This window comes from Bradyrhizobium sp. NBAIM18 (genome assembly GCF_020193825.1).
GTDB lineage: Bacteria > Pseudomonadota > Alphaproteobacteria > Rhizobiales > Xanthobacteraceae > Bradyrhizobium > Bradyrhizobium yuanmingense.
Map to the genome: position 1 here is coordinate 1 of NZ_JADYVO010000010.1, position 17696 is coordinate 17696.

General features: G+C 63.9%; 16 protein-coding genes. 7 read left to right on the forward strand and 9 right to left on the reverse strand.

The genetic code is table 11. The features are described from left to right. Window positions 1-335 precede the first annotated feature (335 nt). From I6F17_RS21965 to I6F17_RS21990, 6 genes are all read right to left on the reverse strand, one after another. Window positions 336-1535, reverse strand: a complete 1200-nt coding sequence (locus tag I6F17_RS21965; protein ID WP_035997612.1) for an ABC transporter substrate-binding protein — start codon at window positions 1533-1535, stop codon at window positions 336-338. An 81-nt stretch (window positions 1536-1616) separates the two neighbouring features. Continuing rightward, window positions 1617-3455, reverse strand: coding sequence for an AMP-dependent synthetase/ligase (locus tag I6F17_RS21970; RefSeq protein ID WP_225131260.1), 1839 nt, complete (start codon window positions 3453-3455; stop codon window positions 1617-1619). 95 nt (window positions 3456-3550) lie between these two features. After that, entirely contained in the window at window positions 3551-4339 is a 789-nt protein-coding gene (locus tag I6F17_RS21975; protein WP_035997607.1) for an ABC transporter ATP-binding protein, read from the reverse strand. Between the two features lie 3 nt (window positions 4340-4342). Beyond that, entirely contained in the window at window positions 4343-5101 is a 759-nt protein-coding gene (locus I6F17_RS21980; RefSeq protein WP_035997604.1) for an ABC transporter ATP-binding protein, read from the reverse strand. Next, on the reverse strand, window positions 5098-6249 hold the full coding sequence (locus tag I6F17_RS21985; protein ID WP_036036537.1) for a branched-chain amino acid ABC transporter permease: 1152 nt from the start codon (window positions 6247-6249) through the stop codon (window positions 5098-5100). The genes I6F17_RS21980 and I6F17_RS21985 overlap by 4 nt, the downstream gene beginning before the upstream one ends. A gap of 5 nt (window positions 6250-6254) precedes the next feature. After that, entirely contained in the window at window positions 6255-7130 is an 876-nt protein-coding gene (locus tag I6F17_RS21990; RefSeq protein ID WP_036021277.1) for a branched-chain amino acid ABC transporter permease, read from the reverse strand. 274 nt (window positions 7131-7404) lie between these two features. Between I6F17_RS21990 and I6F17_RS21995 the strand changes: the two genes are divergently transcribed. The 6 genes from I6F17_RS21995 to I6F17_RS22020 all read left to right on the forward strand — a co-directional run bounded on the left by I6F17_RS21995 (window position 7405) and on the right by I6F17_RS22020 (window position 13353). Continuing rightward, window positions 7405-8154 (forward strand): ABC transporter ATP-binding protein, encoded by a 750-nt coding sequence (locus I6F17_RS21995; protein WP_036036532.1) that lies wholly within the window; start codon window positions 7405-7407, stop codon window positions 8152-8154. Then, window positions 8151-9680 carry a permease gene (locus I6F17_RS22000; protein ID WP_225131262.1) on the forward strand — a complete coding sequence of 510 codons (1530 nt, stop codon included), beginning with the start codon at window positions 8151-8153 and terminating at the stop codon, window positions 9678-9680. The genes I6F17_RS21995 and I6F17_RS22000 overlap by 4 nt, the downstream gene beginning before the upstream one ends. Window positions 9681-9771: 91 nt before the next feature. After that, a complete protein-coding gene (locus I6F17_RS22005) occupies window positions 9772-10584 on the forward strand; it encodes an MBL fold metallo-hydrolase (protein WP_225131264.1) in 813 nt (270 codons plus the stop codon). Between the two features lie 68 nt (window positions 10585-10652). After that, the gene (locus I6F17_RS22010; RefSeq protein ID WP_225131266.1) at window positions 10653-11597 is read left to right on the forward strand and encodes an EamA family transporter; all 945 of its coding nucleotides are present in this window, start codon (window positions 10653-10655) and stop codon (window positions 11595-11597) included. A 71-nt stretch (window positions 11598-11668) separates the two neighbouring features. After that, window positions 11669-12190, forward strand: a complete 522-nt coding sequence (locus I6F17_RS22015) for a hypothetical protein (RefSeq protein ID WP_225131269.1) — start codon at window positions 11669-11671, stop codon at window positions 12188-12190. Between the two features lie 110 nt (window positions 12191-12300). Continuing rightward, a complete protein-coding gene (locus I6F17_RS22020) occupies window positions 12301-13353 on the forward strand; it encodes an amidohydrolase family protein (RefSeq protein WP_109142361.1) in 1053 nt (350 codons plus the stop codon). Window positions 13354-13434: 81 nt separating this feature from the next. On the opposite strand, the gene I6F17_RS22025 is transcribed toward I6F17_RS22020, so the two are convergent. Next, window positions 13435-13890, reverse strand: coding sequence for a cupin domain-containing protein (locus I6F17_RS22025; protein WP_035997581.1), 456 nt, complete (start codon window positions 13888-13890; stop codon window positions 13435-13437). A 237-nt stretch (window positions 13891-14127) separates the two neighbouring features. On the opposite strand from I6F17_RS22025, the gene I6F17_RS22030 reads away from it, so the two are divergent. After that, window positions 14128-14682 carry a hypothetical protein gene (locus I6F17_RS22030; RefSeq protein ID WP_225131271.1) on the forward strand — a complete coding sequence of 185 codons (555 nt, stop codon included), beginning with the start codon at window positions 14128-14130 and terminating at the stop codon, window positions 14680-14682. A gap of 88 nt (window positions 14683-14770) precedes the next feature. Here the strand turns inward: I6F17_RS22030 and I6F17_RS22035 are convergent, their stop codons facing one another. Both I6F17_RS22035 and pcaB read right to left on the reverse strand, forming a co-directional pair. Next, window positions 14771-16030, reverse strand: a complete 1260-nt coding sequence (locus I6F17_RS22035; RefSeq protein ID WP_128264391.1) for an aminopeptidase — start codon at window positions 16028-16030, stop codon at window positions 14771-14773. A gap of 113 nt (window positions 16031-16143) precedes the next feature. After that, window positions 16144-17505, reverse strand: a complete 1362-nt coding sequence (pcaB, locus tag I6F17_RS22040; RefSeq protein ID WP_225131273.1) for a 3-carboxy-cis,cis-muconate cycloisomerase — start codon at window positions 17503-17505, stop codon at window positions 16144-16146. Between the last annotated feature and the right edge of the window lie 191 nt (window positions 17506-17696).

Below are 17696 nucleotides of genomic sequence, written 5' to 3' on the forward strand. Positions count from 1 at the left end.
GTTGCCGTGGAGGAAACCGCTGACGGGCAATGGCAGGTGCGCTTCTTCAGCGTGCCGATCGGCATCATCGATCAGAAAACATCAACGCTGCGGCGCTGCGCTAGCGCTGCGCCGCAGCGGACCGAACCATGAACGATTGTTACCTATCCATCCGGTCTGTTTTGTTACCAATCCATCCGCTGGACAGCGCGCAAGCGCGCCGGATGAGGGGTTCTCTCCGCACGCAAGACCGTGCGTGAGGATAGAGACCCCTCACCCGGCTCGCCGCTTCGCGGCGATCCACCCTCTCCCACAAGGGGAGAGGGTGCACTGAGCTCGACGCAAGAGAGCCCGCATCAGAACATCAGATTGTCCTTCACCAGCACCCAGCGGCCGCCCTTGACCTGCTGCACCTGGGTGATGGTGTTGGCGAGGTGGTCGGTCTTGGAGAACTTGGTGGGGGGCGAGTTGAAGATGTCGAGGAATTTCTCGCCCGACTCGAGCGCATCGAGCATCTTCTGCCCGGTGAGATCCTTGCCGGCCTTGTTGGCATAGAACGCAAAAGTCATCATGGCATTGTAGCCGATGATGGCTTGCGTGTTGGCGTCGGCGTTGAACATCTTCTTGTAGTTGACGAGCCAATCCTTCACCTTGCCCTTGGCGGTGTCCTCATAAGGAATCTCGAAGCCACTGGCAGCATAGAGACCCTCGACGGCGTCCTTACCCAGCGCAGGAACCTCCATCACGTTCGTGGGGGTGGCCCCGAGGAAGGTGACGTCCCAGCCGAGCTTCTTGGCTTCGGTCATCGCCCCGATGGTCTCGCGCAGCACGGTGCCGAGCACGACGAGGTCGCAGCCATCTGACTTCATCTTGGCGATCTGCGCGCTGAAATCGGAGGCGCCGCGCTTGTAGCTCGTGATCGAGGCCGGCTGCGCCTTCATGGCGGTGAGCTGCTGATTGAAGCCATCGAGCACGTTCTTACCGTACTCGTCGTCCTGATGCATGATGCAGGGCTTCTTGAAGCCCTTCCACTCGATCATGTATTTCACCGCAGCCCGCGTGCTCTCGACATAGGGCAGCAAATTGTTGAACTTCAGGCGCTCCTGCGGCTTGGCCGGATCGAATTTGAAGGTGAATTCGGCCGCCGTCAGCGGGAACAGCTGCAGGACACCGGCATCGAACAGGATGTCTTGCGCGGCGAGCACCGTCGGTGATCCCATCGGCCCCACCATCGCGAAGATCTTGTCGCGCTCGATCAGCTTTTGCGATGCCAGCACGGCCTTCTTCGGATCGTAGCCGCTGTCCTCGACGACCAGCCGGATCTTGCGGCCGTGAATTCCGCCGGCCGCATTGATCTCCTCGGCCGCCATCTTCATGCCGTTCGCGACCGGAACGCCCCACCCCTTGATCGGGCCTGACAGGTCCTGGTGAGTGCCGATGACGATCTCGGTTGCCGAGATGCCCTCGTTGGTGACCTTGGTTTGCGCTGCGGCCGGCAGACAGGTGAGCACCACGGCACCCACAGCAAGGCCGAATGCGCTGAACGATTTCGACATTGACGTCTCCTCTCCTAAAGGCCCGTATTGCACGAAGGGCGGGGCCACAGCTCCTTCGCTTTCTCGAAATGGACCGGCTCGTCACGCCACCGCACGCTCGCGATACATCGCCTCGATCTCGGCGGCGTAGCGCTTGTTCACGAAGCCGCGCTTCAGCTTCATGGTCGGCGTCAGCTCCTCGTCCTCGGGCGTGAGCTGGCGCTCGATCAGGTAGAACCTCTTGATGGTCTCGACGCGGGCAAAATTGCCGTTGACATGCTCGATCTCGCGCCCGATCAGGTCCTGGATCTCCCTCGCCCGGCACAGGCTGGCATAATTGGTGAAGGGGATGTCGTGATCCTGAGCGAACTTCTCAACATTCTCCTGGTCGATCATCACGAGGCAGGTGAGATAGGGCCGCTTGTCGCCGATCACGACCGCGTCGGAGATGTAGGGCGAGAACTTGAGCTGGTTCTCGATCTCGGACGGCGTGATGTTCTTGCCGCCCGAGGTGATGATGATGTCCTTCATCCGGTCGGTGATGCGCACGAAGCCCTCATTGTCGATGGTGCCGACGTCACCGGTGTGCAGCCAGCCGCGGGAATCGATCGTCTCTGCGGTCTTCTCCGGCTGGTTCAGATAGCCCATGAACAGGAAGTCGCCCTTGATCAGGATCTCGCCGGCGGGCGACAGCGCGACCTCGCCCCAGGGCACCGCGGTGCCGACCGAGCCGAGCTTGATCTTGTCCGCGGGCATCATGGTTGCGACCCCGCAATTCTCGGTCTGACCGTAGACCTCGTGCATGTCGATGCCGAGCGCCAGATACCAGCGGATCAGCTCCGGTGCGATCGGGGCTGCGCCGGTGAACGCGATGCGGCAGCGGTCGAGTCCGATCATGCGGCGGATGTTGCGGAACGCGACCAGGTAGGCGATGCGGTTGGCGATGCGCAACGATAGCGGCACCGCCCTGCCCTCGAGCCGGCAATCGACCATGCGGTAGCCGATGCCGATGGCGCGGCGATAGACCCATTGCTGCAGCGGCGTTGCATCCTTCAGCGCGATGGTGATGGCGGAATAGAACTTCTCCCAGACGCGCGGCACGGCCAGAAAGGCGGTCGGCTGCACCTCGCGCAGATTGTCAGGCACGGTTTCCGGGCTCTCGGCAAAATTCATCACCGAGCCGAGCGCGACCGAGATGTAATAGCCGCCGATACGCTCTGCGACGTGGCAGAGCGGCAGGAAGACCAGCCGGTTCTCGTCCTCTCGCGCAGGTATGAAGTCGTTGGCGTGTCGCATCTGGTGGGTGACGCTGCGATTGGCGTGCATCGCGCCTTTCGGCGGGCCGGTCGTGCCGGACGTATAGACAAGGATCGCGAGATCGCCGGCGCTGCGGCTGTCGATCATCTCCTGCCACAGCGCTTCGCGGCCGACCATGTGGTTGCGGCCGAGCGCGCGAAACTCGTCCAGCGACATCACCATGTCGTCGGAGAAACCGCTGAGGCCCTCCATGTCGAACACGATGATCTTCTGCAAGCTGGGGCACCGCGCGCGGCAGGTGAGAATCTTGTCGAGCTGCTCCTCGTCCTCGGCGAAGATCACCTTCGTGGCGGAATCGTTGACGAGATATTCGACCTGGGACGAAGAATCTGTCGGATAGATTCCGCTAGAGACGCCGCCGGCGCACAATATGCCCATGTCGGCATAAACCCATTCGGGCACGGCATTGGCGATGATGGAGGCGACCTCGCCGGGCATGAAGCCGACGGCGCGGAGCGCGTAGGCGATCTCTTTGGAGATCTCCAGCCATTCTCGCCAGCTCGTCGGCTGCCAGATGCCGAACTTCTTCTCGCGGATCGCCGGCCTGTCGCCCCGCGTCTCGGCGGCGCGCAAGAAGCTCTTCGCGATCGTATCAGCGACCGTCAGCACCGCCGGTCGGGCCATGCACCTCTCCTCCTTGTCGCCTTCCCTCCGCTGCCTGCCTTGCCGGCCGGTCTTTGCTCAACGTTGGGCAAGCTCATCTTACTGCCAGCTCGTCCTCACCGCCACGTCTTCTTCTTTTTCCAGCGCCGCTCGCCGCGCGCGCCGGCTTCCTTGGCGCCAAGGTAGAATTCCTGGATGTCCTGGGAATGCATCAAGCGGTCGCAGGTATCGTTCATCACGATACGGCCGATCTCCAACACATAGCCGTAATGGGCGGTTTCCAGCGCCACCTTGGCGTTCTGCTCGACCAGCAGGATCGACATGCCCTGCTCCTCGTTGACCCGGCGGATGATGGTGAATATCTCCTTCACCAGCAGCGGCGACAGGCCGAGCGAGGGCTCGTCGAGCAAGAGCAGCGTCGGCCGGTTCATCAGCGCGCGCCCAATCGCGAGCATCTGCTGCTCGCCGCCGGAGAGCTGGCCCGCCGGCTGGTTGATGCGCTCCTTCAGGCGCGGGAAATAGCCGTAGACGCGCTCCATGTCCTCCGCGACGCCGTCCCGGTCCTTGCGCGGATAGGCACCCATCATCAGGTTCTCGCGCACCGAGAGGAACGGGAACACCTCGCGCCCCTCCGGCACGTGGCTGAGGCCGAGCCGCACGATGCGGTCGGCCTCCATGCGCTGGATCGGCTTGCCCATGAACTCGATCGCGCCCTTCTGCGGATCGAGGATGCCGGAGATGGTCTTCAGCACGGTGGTCTTGCCGGCCCCGTTGGCCCCGAGCAGCGTGACGATGCGCCCGCGCGGCACCTCCAGCGAGATGCCGCGGATCGCCATGATCGGCCCGTAATAGCTCTCAATGTTGGAGAGCTTGAGGATGATATCCTGGGGCGCAGCGGCATCCATCGGTCAGGCTCCCAGATACGCGGCGACGACGTCGGGGTGCTGCTGCACTTCAGCGGGCGAGCCCATCGCCAGCACCCTTCCGTAGTTCAGTGCGATGACGCGATCGGAGACCCGGTTGACCAGCGACATGTCGTGCTCGACCATCAGCACCGTGATCCCGAGCTCGGTTCTCATGTCCCGAATCCAGAACGACATATCGCCGGTCTCCTCCACGTTGAGACCCGAGGACGGCTCGTCCAGCAGGATCAGCTTCGGCTCCGAGCACAGCGCGCGCGCCAGCTCGATCACCTTGCGCACGCCGTAAGGCAGGCCCGAGATCAGCTTGTCGCGATAGGGTTCGAGGTCGAGGAATTCGATGACCTGCTCGACCCGGCGGCGGTGAACCTTTTCGTTGGCCCGCACGCTCGGCAGGAACAAGAGCTCCTGCCACAGCTGCGTGGTCGAATGGCGGTGGCGGCCGACCAGAAGGTTCGACAGCACGGTCGCGTTCTCGAACAGCTCGATGTTCTGGAAGGTACGGGCGATGCCGAGCTTGGCGATGTCGTAGGGCGGCTGCTCGGTGATGTCCTGGTCCTCGAAGAAGATACGGCCCGAGGTCGGCCGGTAGATCCGCGAGATCAGGTTGAAGATCGAGCTCTTGCCGGCTCCGTTCGGCCCGATGATCGAGAGGATCTCGCCCTTCTCCACCGCGAACGAGACCGCATCGACCGCCTTGAGGCCGCCGAAATGCAGCGACAGGTTCTCGGCGCGGAAATAGCTCATCGATTGCGCTCCGACTTCACGTAGATCTTCTGCCGCTTGAAGGTGGCGCGCTTGTAGAGCGGGAACAGCTGGAAGAAGAGCTTGATCTTGAGCCAGCGGCCGTAGAGCCCGAGCGGCTCGAACAGCACGAACAGCACGATGATGATGCCGTAGATCGCGCCCTTCAGGCCGTTGAGCGAGGCGAAGGCCGCGACCTTCGCCTGGATATTGCCCGCAGTCGCCGTGCCGGCGCCGAATGTCGCGGCAATGCCAGCGATGATGCCGGGCATGTCGTCCTTGAGATAGGTGAGGAACGGGTCGATCATCACGATGAAGATCGCGCCGAGCACGGCGCCGTGCAGGCTGAAGGTGCCGCCGATCAGGATCACGATGATGAACTCGATCGAGAGCTGAAGCGTGAACATCTCCGGCGAGATGAAGGAGAGCTTGTGCGCGAACAGGACGCCGGCAAAGCCGGTGATCGCGGCCGAGATCGCGAACGACTTCACCTTGTAGAGCGCGACATTGACGCCCATGCTGCGTGCCGCCGTCTCGGAATCGCGGATCGCGACGAAGGCGCGGCCCGTCGGCGAACGCAGCAGATTGAGCGTGCCGACGATGGTCAGCACCAGCACGGCGAGGCAGAGATAATAGAAGGTCGGGCTGTCGCGCGGCACGGCGACGCCGAGCAGCGACAGCGTCTTGACCCGCATGCCCTCGTTACCGTGGGTGACGCTTTCCCACCGCGCCAGGATCTCCTCCACGATCAGGGCAAACGAGATGGTGGCGATGACGAGATAGATGCCGGTGAGGCGCAGCGCCGGAAAGCCGACCATCGCGCCGATGATGCCGGTCAACAGCCCGGCGGCGAGGAAGTAGACGGGGAACGGCACGTTGTATTTCTGCAAGTACGCCGCCGTGTAGGCGCCGATCGCGAGGAACGCCGCGTGCCCAAGCGAGGCCTGGCCGGTGAAGCCGGTCAGAATCAGCAGCGCCACGCCGACGATCGCATAGATGCAGACGAAGACGAGCTGGCTCATCAGATAGCTGGAGAGCACGTGGGGCGCGATCAGCAGCAGCGCAAGCAGGACGCCGTAGGTGATGACGTAGCCCGAATGCGGGAACAGCTTGATGTCGTCCTCGTAGTCGGTCTTGAACAGGAAGCGCATGGCGTTCAGACCTTCTTGCGGACGTGGAGGCCGAACAGGCCCTCGGGCTTCAGCAGCAGCACGGTGAGCAGCACGATGTAAGGCGCGGCGTCCTTCCAGCCCTCGGGCAGGTAAAAGCCGGCCATGCTCTCGATCACGCCGATCAGGACGCCGCCGACCACCGCGCCCGGGATCGAGCCGAAACCGCCGAGCACGGCGGCGGGAAACGCCTTCAGGCCGAGCACGAGGCCGACATTGGAGTGGATGAAGGTGATCGGCGCCAGCAGCACGCCGGCGCAGGTCGCGACCGCCGCGCTGATCGCCCAGACCACCGCCACCACGCGCTTGACCGGAATGCCCATGTAATAGGCCGCCAGCATGTTCTCGGAGCTGGCGCGCATCGCGGTGCCGAGCGTGGTCTTGTTGAAGAACAGCCAGAGCAGGGTGCACAGGATCATCGTCGCTGCGATCACCGAGAGCTTGTCATAGGCGAGCACCAGCGAGCCCATGCGCAGCACACCCTGGCTGAACGGCGTCTCGATCTTCAGGTCGTCGGTGCCCCAGATCATCCCCGCGACCGAACGCAGAAAATAGCCGAGACCGATCGTGACCATGATGATGGAGAACTGCGGATAGCCGAGGATCGGCCGCACAACCACGCGCTCGGCCAGCATGCCGAACAGCGCCATGGCGGCGACCGCACCGGCGAAGCCGATCCAGTAGTTCAGGCCCATCATGCCGATGAAGGTGAAGGCGAAGAAACCGCCCAGCATCATCAGATCGCCCTGGGCAAAATTGACGACTTCGGTGGCCTTGTAGACGAGCACGAAGCCGAGCGCGATCAGGCCGTAGACGCAGCCGAGCGCAACACCGCTGACCAGCTGCTGAACGAAATCCAGCATTGACGCGCGTCCTCCCCGATGCAACCGGCGTTCTTCGAGGCCGCCTTGCCGCATCTTGTGTCCAGTCGCTACGCAGTCGTTTCGCCGCGTTCGCGCCATTTGTCCGGAATCAATTCAGCCTGAACGCCCGCGCGCTGTCAACAAAGGGTGACTTGCGGGCGTGCCTTGCCTTTAGTCCAATCCGGTTGGCGGAATTTGCGGCAGTGCGATTCACGGTGCCGAAACATCTTCGAGTCATGGTCGCGGGCGATGCAAACCGGATGGTGTGGCCGTCATGAAGCCGGACAACTCGGCCCTGGAAGTCCGAGGGTTAACAAAGCGTTTTGACCGTCTGGCGGTCGACAGCCTCGATCTCACCATTCACGCCGGCGAATTCTACGCGCTGGTCGGCCCCAATGGCGCCGGCAAGACCACCACTTTACGCATGGTTGCGGGCCTGCTCAGGCCCGATGCCGGCGCCGTCTCGATCTTCGGCATCGATGCGCTCCAAGACCCTGTCGCCGCCAAGCAGATGATGGCTTGGGTCTCCGACGAGCCCATGATCTACGACAAGCTCACCCCGCTCGAATATCTCGAATTCGTTGCCGGCCTCTGGGGCATCGCGCCGCCAATCGCGCAACCGGCCGCCGAGGAACTGCTCGATTCGCTCGGCCTCGAGGCGCATCGCCACGAGCGCTGCGAGGGCTTTTCCAAGGGCATGCGCCAGAAGGTCGCTCTCGCAGGGGCGCTGGTGCACGATCCCCGCCTCATCATCCTCGATGAACCCTTGACGGGGCTCGATGCGGTTTCCGCCCGCCATGTGAAGGGCCTGCTCAGCGCGCGTGTCCGCGCCGGCTGCACCGTCATCATGACCACGCATATCCTCGAAGTTGCCGAGCGCATGGCCGACCGCATCGGCGTGATCGCCTCCGGCCGCCTGGTCGCGGAAGGCACGCTCACCGAGCTGCGTCAGCAGAACGGCCATGCCGACACCAGCCTGGAAGATCTCTTCATCGCGCTGGTGACGCTTCAGGAAGCGGCATGAGCTCGGCCACCGCGCTGTCCTGGTTTGCCCGCCACGAGCTGCGGCTCGCCTGGCGCGAATGGCTCGCCATGATGACGGGCGGGCGGCGCAAACGGGCGCGCGCCGCAATCATCGGCCTCATGTGCTTCGCCGCGCTGCTCCACCTGCCGGCCTGGGCGGTGATCGGCCGTTTCGCCGACCTGCAGCTGCCGCTCGACAAATCCTCTCTGATCGTGATTTCGGCGACGATCTTTCTCGCCTGGACCTTGATGCTGTCGCAGGCGATCGAATCCGTGACGCGGGTATTCTACGCCCGCGCCGATCTCGACCTGATCATGTCCTCGCCGGCGCGGCTAGCCAATCTGTTCTCGGTCCGCATCGCCGCGATCGCGATGACCGTCACCGTGCTGGCGCTGCTGTTCTCGACGCCTTTCATCGACGTTCTGGTGATCGGCGGCGGCGCGCGCTGGCTGGCGGCCTTCGGCGTCGTCATTGCGATGGGCCTGTCCGCGGCGGCGATCGCGATCGCCGTCACCATTCTCCTGTTCCGGTTGATCGGCCCGGCCCGGACGCGCCTGATCGCACAGATCCTCGCCGCCATCATCGGTGCGGGTTTCGTGATCGCGCTTCAGGTCGCCGCGATCATGTCCTACGGCACGCTGTCGCGCTTCACCATCCTGACCTCGGGCAGCGTTGCCGCCTACGCCCCCGACGTCGACAGCATCTGGTGGTGGCCGGCGCGGGCAGCGATGGGCGACAGCGAGGCGCTGGCGCTGCTTCTCGCGCTCGCTCTGGTCATGCTCGGCGGCGTGATGGCGATCTTCTCGCACCGCTTTGCCGACACCGCGATCAATGCGGCCGCCTACGCCACGTCCGGCCGCGTCCGTGCAAAGGACCGCCCGTTCCGCGGCGGATCGCGCCAGCAGGCGCTGCGTCGCAAGGAATTCATGCTGTTGTGGCGCGATCCATGGCTGATCTCGCAGACCTTGATGCAGCTGCTCTATCTGGTGCCGCCGGCGCTGCTGCTCTGGCGCAATTTCGCCGACAGCTCCGCGGCGCTGACACTGATCACACCCGTCATCGTGATGGCGGCCGGACAGCTCGCCGGCGGGCTCGCCTGGCTGACGATCTCGGGCGAGGACGCGCCCGACTTGGTCGCGACCGCGCCCTTGATGCCGTCCGGCATCATCCGTGCCAAGATCGAGGTGGTGCTGATCGCGATTGCCGCAATCTTCGCTCCGCTGCTCGCGGCGCTGGCCTTTGCCTCGCTATCCCAGGCCGCAATCAGCGCGGGTGCGATCATCATCAGCGCGGCCTCAGCGACCGCGATCCAGCTCTGGTTCCGGGTGCAGGCAAGGCGCAGCCAATTCCGACGCCGGCAGACGTCTTCGCGGCTTGCGACCTTCGCCGAGGCCTTCTCATCGATCGGCTGGGCCGCCACCGCCGCACTGCTGCTCGCCCTGCCCCTGGCCGGCCTCATCAGCGGCCTGATCACCGCAGGCCTCGTCGCGGTCACCTGGAAGTTCAGCCCGAAGCGCGCGCAATAGGTGCGACACTGACGCGCTGTTGATCGCCCCCCATTGGCGAGGCTCCGCATTGCACGCTAGACTTCGCCGCGAAGTCATCGGGGACGGATCCATGCGGCGACTGGTTTTGGCGGCTATCGCGCTGTTCGGCGCATTCCTGACCCCTGCCCTGGCCCAGCAGCCACTGCGCAGCGAATGCCTGGCGATGGCCAATGCGGCGCCGCCGATCATGCCGGTCGTCTTCAGGCAGGCTGCAGCTGCGCCCGAGGTCGAGATCACCTATGCCGGCCACTCCACTTATTTCATCGACACGCCCGCCGGCTTGCGTATCGCCACCGATTATAGCGGCGCCTATCAGGTCGGGCGACTGCCCGATGTCGTCACCATGAACCGGGCGCACAGCACCCATTACACTCTCTTTCCGGACAAGCGCATTCCGCACGTGCTGCATGGCTGGAGTGAGGACGGCAAGCCGGCGATCGTGTCGCAGCGCATCAGCGACACCTTCATCCGCAACGTCACCACCGACATCCGCCGTTATTACGGCGACGATGCCGGCAGCAACATGATCCGCGACGGCAATTCCATCTTCATCTTCGAGGCGGCCGGCCTCTGCATCGGCCATCTCGGCCACCTCCATCACAAGCTCGACGACAGCCATTTCGCCCAGATCGGACGGCTCGACATCGTGATGGTGCCGATCGACGGCACTTATACCATGACGCTCGACGGCATCTCCGAGATCACCAAGCGGCTGCGCGCCTCGGTGGTGCTGCCGATGCACCGCTTCGCCACCCCGCTCGACGACTTCATGCGCCGGATCGGCCAACAGTTCGAGATCGACCGGCGCGTCGAGCGCTCGTTCCGGATGTCACGGGATACGCTGCCGACGAAGCCGACGGTGATCATCCTCGACGGGGTCTGACTCAGAACCGGAACGCATCACCCGTCAACGACTTGGTTGCTCCAAGACCCACCTCAGTCGGAGCAATCATGAGCAGACGGTTCATGGTCATCGGCTCGTTTGCGGCCATCTATCTCCTGTGGGGTTCCACCTATTTCGCGATCACGCTAGGCTTGCAATCGATACCGCCGTTTCTGCTGATGGCCGTTCGATCGTTATGCGGCGGCATGATCTTGCTCGCCTTCAGCGGCAGGCAGGTCGCGAATACCCCGGGCCGGACATGGTTGCAGGCAGGCCTTTGCGGGCTGCTTTTCTTCGTCGGCTGCCACGGCGTTCTCGCCTTCGCACAACAATCGGTTCCGTCCGGCGTCGCCGCCATCGTGCTCGCCACGATTCCGTTCTGGATCCTGCTGGCGGACACGCTCTTTCCGGGCGATCAGCGCCCGCGGCCGATCGCGCTGCTCGCGCTCATCCCCGGCTTCGTGGGCGTCGGGCTCGTGGCATGGCAGAACGCCGAGCAGGCCGGAATCAGCATGCTTCCGATCGTCTGGCTGCTCGCGGCGGCGCTGTCGTGGTCGATCGGCACCGTGCTGTCGCGCGGCATGTCGCATCAAGCATCCGCGATCGCGCTGTCTGGCATGCAACTGTCGATCGGGGGCGCCGTGTTGTTCGCGATCAGCTGGCTCACGGGCGAGCTGGAGAGTTTTAGACCGAGCGAGGTCTCGATGACGTCCGTTGCAGCAGCTCTTTGGCTGATCGTGTCCGGCAGCGTCATCGGCTTCGCCGCCTACAATTGGCTGCTCGAGAATGTCTCGACCTCCCTGGTCTCGACCTACACATTCGTCAATCCGGTCATCGCGGTGCTGCTCGGCACCCTCGTGCTCGGAGAGCCGTTCTCTCGCATGATGCTCGTGGGCGCGAGTCTCGTCATTGTCGCCGTTGTCGCCATCTGGCGTGCTGAGAGCTCGAGCAATCGGTCGACGCAGGCGGAGGCCGATCGTCCCATGAGACATCTGTCGCTGCGCAAGACCTGACGACCGACGGCAATTTTCTCCAAGTCGCCCGCGGCTCATCCGTGCTGAATCCTCCGCAGCAGGAGAGCAACATGAACGACTTTGCGAGACTTCTTCACGCCAGCGCACCGCATCCCGAACACGCGTCCGCGCTCCGGCTCTACGGCCGTTTCGTGGGCGACTGGGACGCCGAGATCACCGCCTTTGGACCGGACGGCAGAAGCCACACCGCGCCGGGCGAAATCCATTTCGGCTGGGTGCTGGAAGGCCGTGCGGTGCAGGACGTCTGGATCATTCCCCGGCCGGCGGGCAGCGCAGCCTTTCCGATCGCCGGCAATTGGTACGGCACCACGTTGCGCGTCTACGATCCGGCCATGGATGCGTGGCGGATTTCCTGGTTCGATCCGGGCCGCCGCGTGTTCCGGCAGCAGATCGGCCGTCCCCGCGGCGAGGACATCGTGCAGGAAGGCACAACCGAATCCGGCGAGCTGACGCGCTGGAGCTTTACTGAGATTACCGGGGACTCCTTCCGTTGGCGTGGGGAGGTCAAGCCGGCCACGGCAGTGGACTGGCGGCTGATGGTCCAAGTAAGCGCAAGACGGCGGACGGGCTGACGAGCATACCGCATTGCTCGTGATGATGGGTGCGGTTGCGCAAGGCGCGCTGCTGCATGCGGAAATGAGGTGCTAGGCTCCCGACACAAAACATCAGGGAGCGAAGGCCGATGGCAGCAAGCGGTGTACCCGCCAACACGAGCGGGCTGTTCGTCGATCCGCGTGAGGACTGGCTCGCACTGCATCGGGAGGAGATCATCGATCCCTTGCGGCCGATCGTCGATCCCCATCATCATCTGTGGAATCGCGGGCACCGCTATCTGATCGAGGAGATGGCCGCCGACATCGCCTCCGGTCACAACGTCATCGCCACCGTCTATGTCGACTGCCGTTCGATGTACCGCGCGCATGGGCCCGAGGCGTTCCGGCCCGTTGGCGAGGTCGAGTTTGCCAACGGCGTCGCCGCCATGAGTGCGAGCGGCGGCTACGGCAAGGCCGCGATCTGCGCCGGCATCGTGAGCCATGCCAATCTGCTGCTCGGCGACGCCGCAAAGGGCGTGCTGGAAGCCGAGATCGCCGCTGGCAACGGCCGCTTTCGCGGCATCAGGCATTCATCGGCCTGGGACGAAGATCCTGTCGTCGCCGGCATGTATGCGAACAGACCGAAGGGATTGTTGCAGGATCCGACCTTCCGCAAAGGCTTTGCCTGCCTCGCGCCCCTCAAACTCAGCTTCGATGCCTGGCTGTTCCACCCGCAAATCGGTGAGCTCACGGCACTGGCGCGCGCCTTCCCCGACACCAGGATTGTGCTCGACCATTGCGGCGGCCCGGTCGGAACCGGCCGCTTCGCGGGCCGGCGCGAGGAGGTGTTTGCGCAATGGCGCGCCTCGATCCGGGAGATCGCGACATGCGAAAATGTGGTGGTGAAGCTCGGTGGTCTCGCGATGTGCCTGCTTGGCTACGACTTCCATTTGCGCGAGAGGCCGCCGACATCCGAGGAGCTTGCCGCGGCCTGGCGGCCCTATGTCGAGACCTGCATCGAGGCGTTCGGCCCGAAGCGCGCGATGTTCGAAAGCAATTTCCCCCCGGACAAGGGCCAGTGCAGCTACCAGGTGATCTTCAATGCCTTCAAGCGTATCACCTCAAAGCTGAGCGAGGCCGACAAGACGGCGTTGTTCTCGCAGACCGCGATCGACGTCTACCGGCTCGAGCTGCCGTCATGATGAAAAGAGGGGCCGGGACCTTGATCCCGACCCCTCTTCGTCGTGGCCGCTGGGAAGCGTCCTTGAAACCCTGGTGTCCGCTTAGCCGGCGCCCATCAGCGAGGCCGGACGGCGCTCGCCGGTGGAGGCGAACATCTTCTTCAGCTTGTTGATGACGCGGATCAGGAAACCGATCATCACCGGATTGGTCTTGCGGCAGAAGGCGATCTTCTTGACGTGGCCTTCGACATGCCATTTGGCATGCGCGCCGTCGCGGAAGAAAATGACGTCGCCGGGGCCGTAGCGCTTGGGCGGCATGCCGTCGCTCTCGAGCACGATCGATCCTTCCATGATCATGATCGTCTCGTCGATGTCGTAGTACCAGTTGAAGCGGCCTTCGGTGCAGTGCCAGATGATCGTCTGCGCGGTGCCGTCGGCGCTGGTCGACAAGACGCGGGAGCGGGATACCGGATTGCCCTCGATGATCCAGGACGGCTCGATCGGCCGCAGCTCGAGATCCACATTGCAACTACCGATTTCAATCAATGTGCGCGACATCTGCTTCCCCAGAAGATATAAATATGAATGGCCGGGTCTCGGCCCGGATTGCTTCGAAAGAAGTTGGGACGCTAGTAGGCTGCTTTTAATTCTTTCTTACATGGCACTCGACAATCAGCCCCGAGTTGCGGGTGCGATACGGTTAACGTCACGATTTCCTCTGCGAATTCGCACATATGAACCTAGCTTGTCCGGGGTGCGACAAAGTGCGCGAAGTCTTGGGAAGGAGCCGCACCGATGCCCCTCACGCCGGAGATTCTGACAGCCAACAGCGAGGTCGTCGCCAGGCTCCGCAGTCTCGACGTCTCCTTCGAACCGAACGAGGAGCCCTGGTTCACCATCGACGGCGTCGAAAGCCCGCGGCACATCGGCAGTGACGGCTCCGGCAGCGCGTTCGTGCTGCTGCCGTCGCAGAATGTGCTCTATGTCTCGTCAGAAGGCCGCGCGGGCATCATCGCGGAAAGTTTCGATGCATTGATCCAGCTTGTCGTTGCCCGTCCCTACTGGCGCGACATCCTCAAATTCTCCGGGGGCGGCGACCTTGCAGAGATGCGCCGCGCGGCGGATGCGCTGGAGGCAAGGCTCCAAGACGAGGATGACGTCAGCGAGGCCCGCGAACAGATCCGCGGCGCGCTCGCGCTGGCGGACGCGGACGATCCGGTTGGCGCGCTCTACGAGGCGGTGGCGGCGTCCGACGCGATCGTGCGGGCCACCGACGGCAGCCCGTTCACGACGCTGTTCAACCGCTTCAGCATCGACAACAGCCCGACCCTGCGCAACGCGGCGGCGTGAGGGGGAAGACTGACGCGAGGACGTTCACCTCTCCCCAGCGGGGAGAGGTTGACCACGTCCTGGGCTGCCTATTGCACCAAAATCTAGATTACGACTTCGCCCATTCGCCCTTGCGGAAGACGGGCACCTTGCTGCCGTCGGCCAAGATGCCGTCGATGTCGGTCTCGGCCGAGCCGATCATCCAATCAATATGGATCAGGCTCTGGTTGCCGCCTTGCGCCGCGATCTGCTGCGGCGTGAGCTGGGCACCGTTGACGAAGCATTTCGAATAGCACTGGCCGAGCGCGATGTGCGAGGCCGCGTTCTCGTCGAACAGCGTGTTGTAGAACAACAGCCCGCTCTGCGAGATCGGCGAGGAATGCGGCACCAAGGCCACCTCGCCGAGGCGCCGCGCGCCCTCGTCGGTATCGAGCACCTTGTTCAGCACCTCGGCGCCGCGCGAGGCCTTGGCGTCGACGATCTTGCCGTCCTCGAACCGCACCGCGATGTTGTCGATCAGCGTGCCCTGATAGGACAGCGGCTTCGAGCTCACGACGTGGCCGTAGACGCGGCGGCAATGCGGCGTGGTGAAGACCTCTTCGGTCGGGATATTTGCGTTGCAGCTGATGCCGTTCTTGGACAGCGAGGCGCCGCCTTCCCATTCGTGGCCGTCGGCAAGGCCGATGGTGAGATCGGTGCCGGGACCCGAGTACTGAAGCGCGCGGAAACGCTGGCCGTTGAGCCAGTTGGTGCGCTCGCGCAGCACCGCATTGTGGCTCGCCCAATTGCTAATCGCGTCCTCGCGATCGACACGGGACGCGGCGAAAATCGCGTCTGCGAGCTTGCCGACCGCGATGTCCTCGGGATCGTTCGGGAACACCAGCTTCGCCCAGGACGCGCTCGGATAGGCGATGATATTCCAGTTGGTGTCGAAATTGACGATCTTCTCCAGCGCAGGCTGATAGGCCATCGAATTGGCCTTGCTGGCGCGCGCCACCTTGGAAGGATCCTCGCCGGACAGCAACATCGGGTTGTCGCCGACGATGGCAAGCCGTGCAGTGTTGTCGGAGAACGCCTTGGCCATGCCCTCGTAGAGCCAGCCGGCGGCACGATCGAAACTGTTGTCGTGGCCGTGGCGGTAGCGCGCCAGCGTCATCTCCTCGTCCGACAGGATCGGCGTCACGAGGCCGGCGCCGGCCTTGTAGGCATGCACGGCGATCCGCCGCACCAGCGGCAGCGCGATCGCGGGCGCCGTCAGAAGCAGATCCTGTCCCGGCCGCAAGCCCAGGCCCACTTTCACCGCCACCTCGGCCAGTCGGTCGAGCTTCGCCGGATCGATGGGAGTGGAAGGATTGCGTTGATCAGTCATGCCGGGCCCTCTGCCGAAAGTCGCTCACTCAATTTAAGTCTAGCATCGCGGGGCACAAGTATGCGAGCGTCTTGCGCCCTTGGAAAGATACGCAGTTTCACGCATCTTGGTTTTCAACGCGTTGCCGATGCCAGCACCCGGTCGACCATGGCGGGCGCAAGGCCGAGGTAATTTTTCGGTGAAGTGAGCGCCTCGATTGTGGCACGATCGATGCGGCTCGATATCCGTGAATCTGCGGATAACGCGTCAGCAAGACTCATTCCCTTCTCGTTGGCCTGACGGCAGGCGTCATAGACAACGTCATGCGCCTCCTGCCGGCCGATCTGCGGGGCGAGGCCCATCATGACCGCTTCGGCCACAATCAGGCCGCGGCTGATGGCAAGATTGTCGTTCATCTTCGCCTCGTCCACGATGAGGCCCGCAAGCGCGAACTTCGCCTGGTGCAGCGCGCCGGCGGCCAGCACGAAGCTTTCGGGAATCGCCATCCATTCCGCGTGCCAGGGGCCGGTGGCACGCTCGAAATCCTGCACCATGGCGTCGAGCATCAGGCCGGCGTGCTGGCGCACCGCCTTGGAGGCCGCAAGCATCAGCTCCGAGGAGATCGGGTTGCGCTTCTGCGGCATGGTCGAGGAGGCGCCGCGCCCCTTGACGAAGGGCTCGTAGACCTCGGCGAATTCGGTCGAGGCCATGATCATGATGTCGAGCGCGATCTTGCCGAGAGAACCGGTGACGAGAGCAAGGAAGTTCACGGCTTCGGCGAAGCCGTCGCGCGCGACGTGCCAGGTCGAGGCGGGAACGCCGAGCTTCAGCTCGTTGCAGAGCGCCTCCTGCACCTCGAACCCCCTGTCGCCGAGCGACGCCAGCGTGCCGGCCGCGCCGGCGAACTGACCGACCAGCACGCGCGGCTTCAGCTGCGCCAGCCGCTCGGCGTGGCGGTCGAACATCGCGAGCCAGATCGCGCTCTTGTAGCCGAAGGTCACCGGCAGCGCCTGTTGCAGATGGGTGCGGCCCGCCATCGCCGTGTCGCGATGGCGCTTCGAGAGATCGGCGAGGATCTTGCGCAGCTCGGCGATGTCACGTTCGACGATCTCGAGCGCGGCGCGCAGTTGCAGCACCACGGCGGTGTCCATGATGTCCTGCGTGGTGGCGCCCCAATGCACGTAGCGGCCCGCCTCGCCGCATTGCTTCACCATCTGATGCACCAAAGGCAGGATCGGATAGCCGACGACATCGGTCTCCTGCCTGAGCAGATCGAAGTCGAGCGCGCCGATGTCGGTTCGCGCCGCGATCGCTGCGGCCGCCTCCTGTGGGATCACACCGCACTTCGCCTCCGCCTTCGCCAGCGCCACCTCGACCTCGACATAGCGTGCGACCGTCGCGACGTCCGAGAACACCTCGCGCATCTCAGGCGTACCGAAGGCGTCGCGAAACAGCAGGGAGTCGAGCACAGTGGTGGCGGCGGGGAAAGCAGGCATGGACACTTCTTCTGGGTTGGTGTTTTCTGTCGGTGTACCTTACGTACGCAGGGCAGATCGGCAAAGGGCATTCCCCGTTGTGCGCGACACTAAAACGGCATTCCCGCGCAATGGCGAAGCCGTTGTCGCTGAGAGGACCTGCGCTACGCTCCCGCGCTCCAGGATGACGGTGCTGGAGGGGCGCCTGATCT

Bases quoted from the DNA above. Each gene is read 5' to 3' on its own strand.
- I6F17_RS22015 (WP_225131269.1), top strand. From the start codon at position 11,669: ATGAACGACTTTGCGAGACTTCTTCACGCCAGCGCACCGCATCCCGAA.
- I6F17_RS22000 (WP_225131262.1), top strand. From the start codon at position 8,151: ATGAGCTCGGCCACCGCGCTGTCCTGGTTTGCCCGCCACGAGCTGCGG.
- I6F17_RS22030 (WP_225131271.1), top strand. From the start codon at position 14,128: ATGCCCCTCACGCCGGAGATTCTGACAGCCAACAGCGAGGTCGTCGCC.
- I6F17_RS22020 (WP_109142361.1), top strand. From the start codon at position 12,301: ATGGCAGCAAGCGGTGTACCCGCCAACACGAGCGGGCTGTTCGTCGAT.
- I6F17_RS21975 (WP_035997607.1), bottom strand. From the start codon at position 4,339: ATGGATGCCGCTGCGCCCCAGGATATCATCCTCAAGCTCTCCAACATT.
- I6F17_RS21970 (WP_225131260.1), bottom strand. From the start codon at position 3,455: ATGGCCCGACCGGCGGTGCTGACGGTCGCTGATACGATCGCGAAGAGC.
- I6F17_RS22025 (WP_035997581.1), bottom strand. From the start codon at position 13,890: ATGTCGCGCACATTGATTGAAATCGGTAGTTGCAATGTGGATCTCGAG.
- I6F17_RS21990 (WP_036021277.1), bottom strand. From the start codon at position 7,130: ATGCTGGATTTCGTTCAGCAGCTGGTCAGCGGTGTTGCGCTCGGCTGC.
- I6F17_RS21985 (WP_036036537.1), bottom strand. From the start codon at position 6,249: ATGCGCTTCCTGTTCAAGACCGACTACGAGGACGACATCAAGCTGTTC.
- I6F17_RS21995 (WP_036036532.1), top strand. From the start codon at position 7,405: ATGAAGCCGGACAACTCGGCCCTGGAAGTCCGAGGGTTAACAAAGCGT.
- pcaB (WP_225131273.1), bottom strand. From the start codon at position 17,505: ATGCCTGCTTTCCCCGCCGCCACCACTGTGCTCGACTCCCTGCTGTTT.
- I6F17_RS22035 (WP_128264391.1), bottom strand. From the start codon at position 16,030: ATGACTGATCAACGCAATCCTTCCACTCCCATCGATCCGGCGAAGCTC.
- I6F17_RS22005 (WP_225131264.1), top strand. From the start codon at position 9,772: ATGCGGCGACTGGTTTTGGCGGCTATCGCGCTGTTCGGCGCATTCCTG.
- I6F17_RS21965 (WP_035997612.1), bottom strand. From the start codon at position 1,535: ATGTCGAAATCGTTCAGCGCATTCGGCCTTGCTGTGGGTGCCGTGGTG.
- I6F17_RS21980 (WP_035997604.1), bottom strand. From the start codon at position 5,101: ATGAGCTATTTCCGCGCCGAGAACCTGTCGCTGCATTTCGGCGGCCTC.
- I6F17_RS22010 (WP_225131266.1), top strand. From the start codon at position 10,653: ATGAGCAGACGGTTCATGGTCATCGGCTCGTTTGCGGCCATCTATCTC.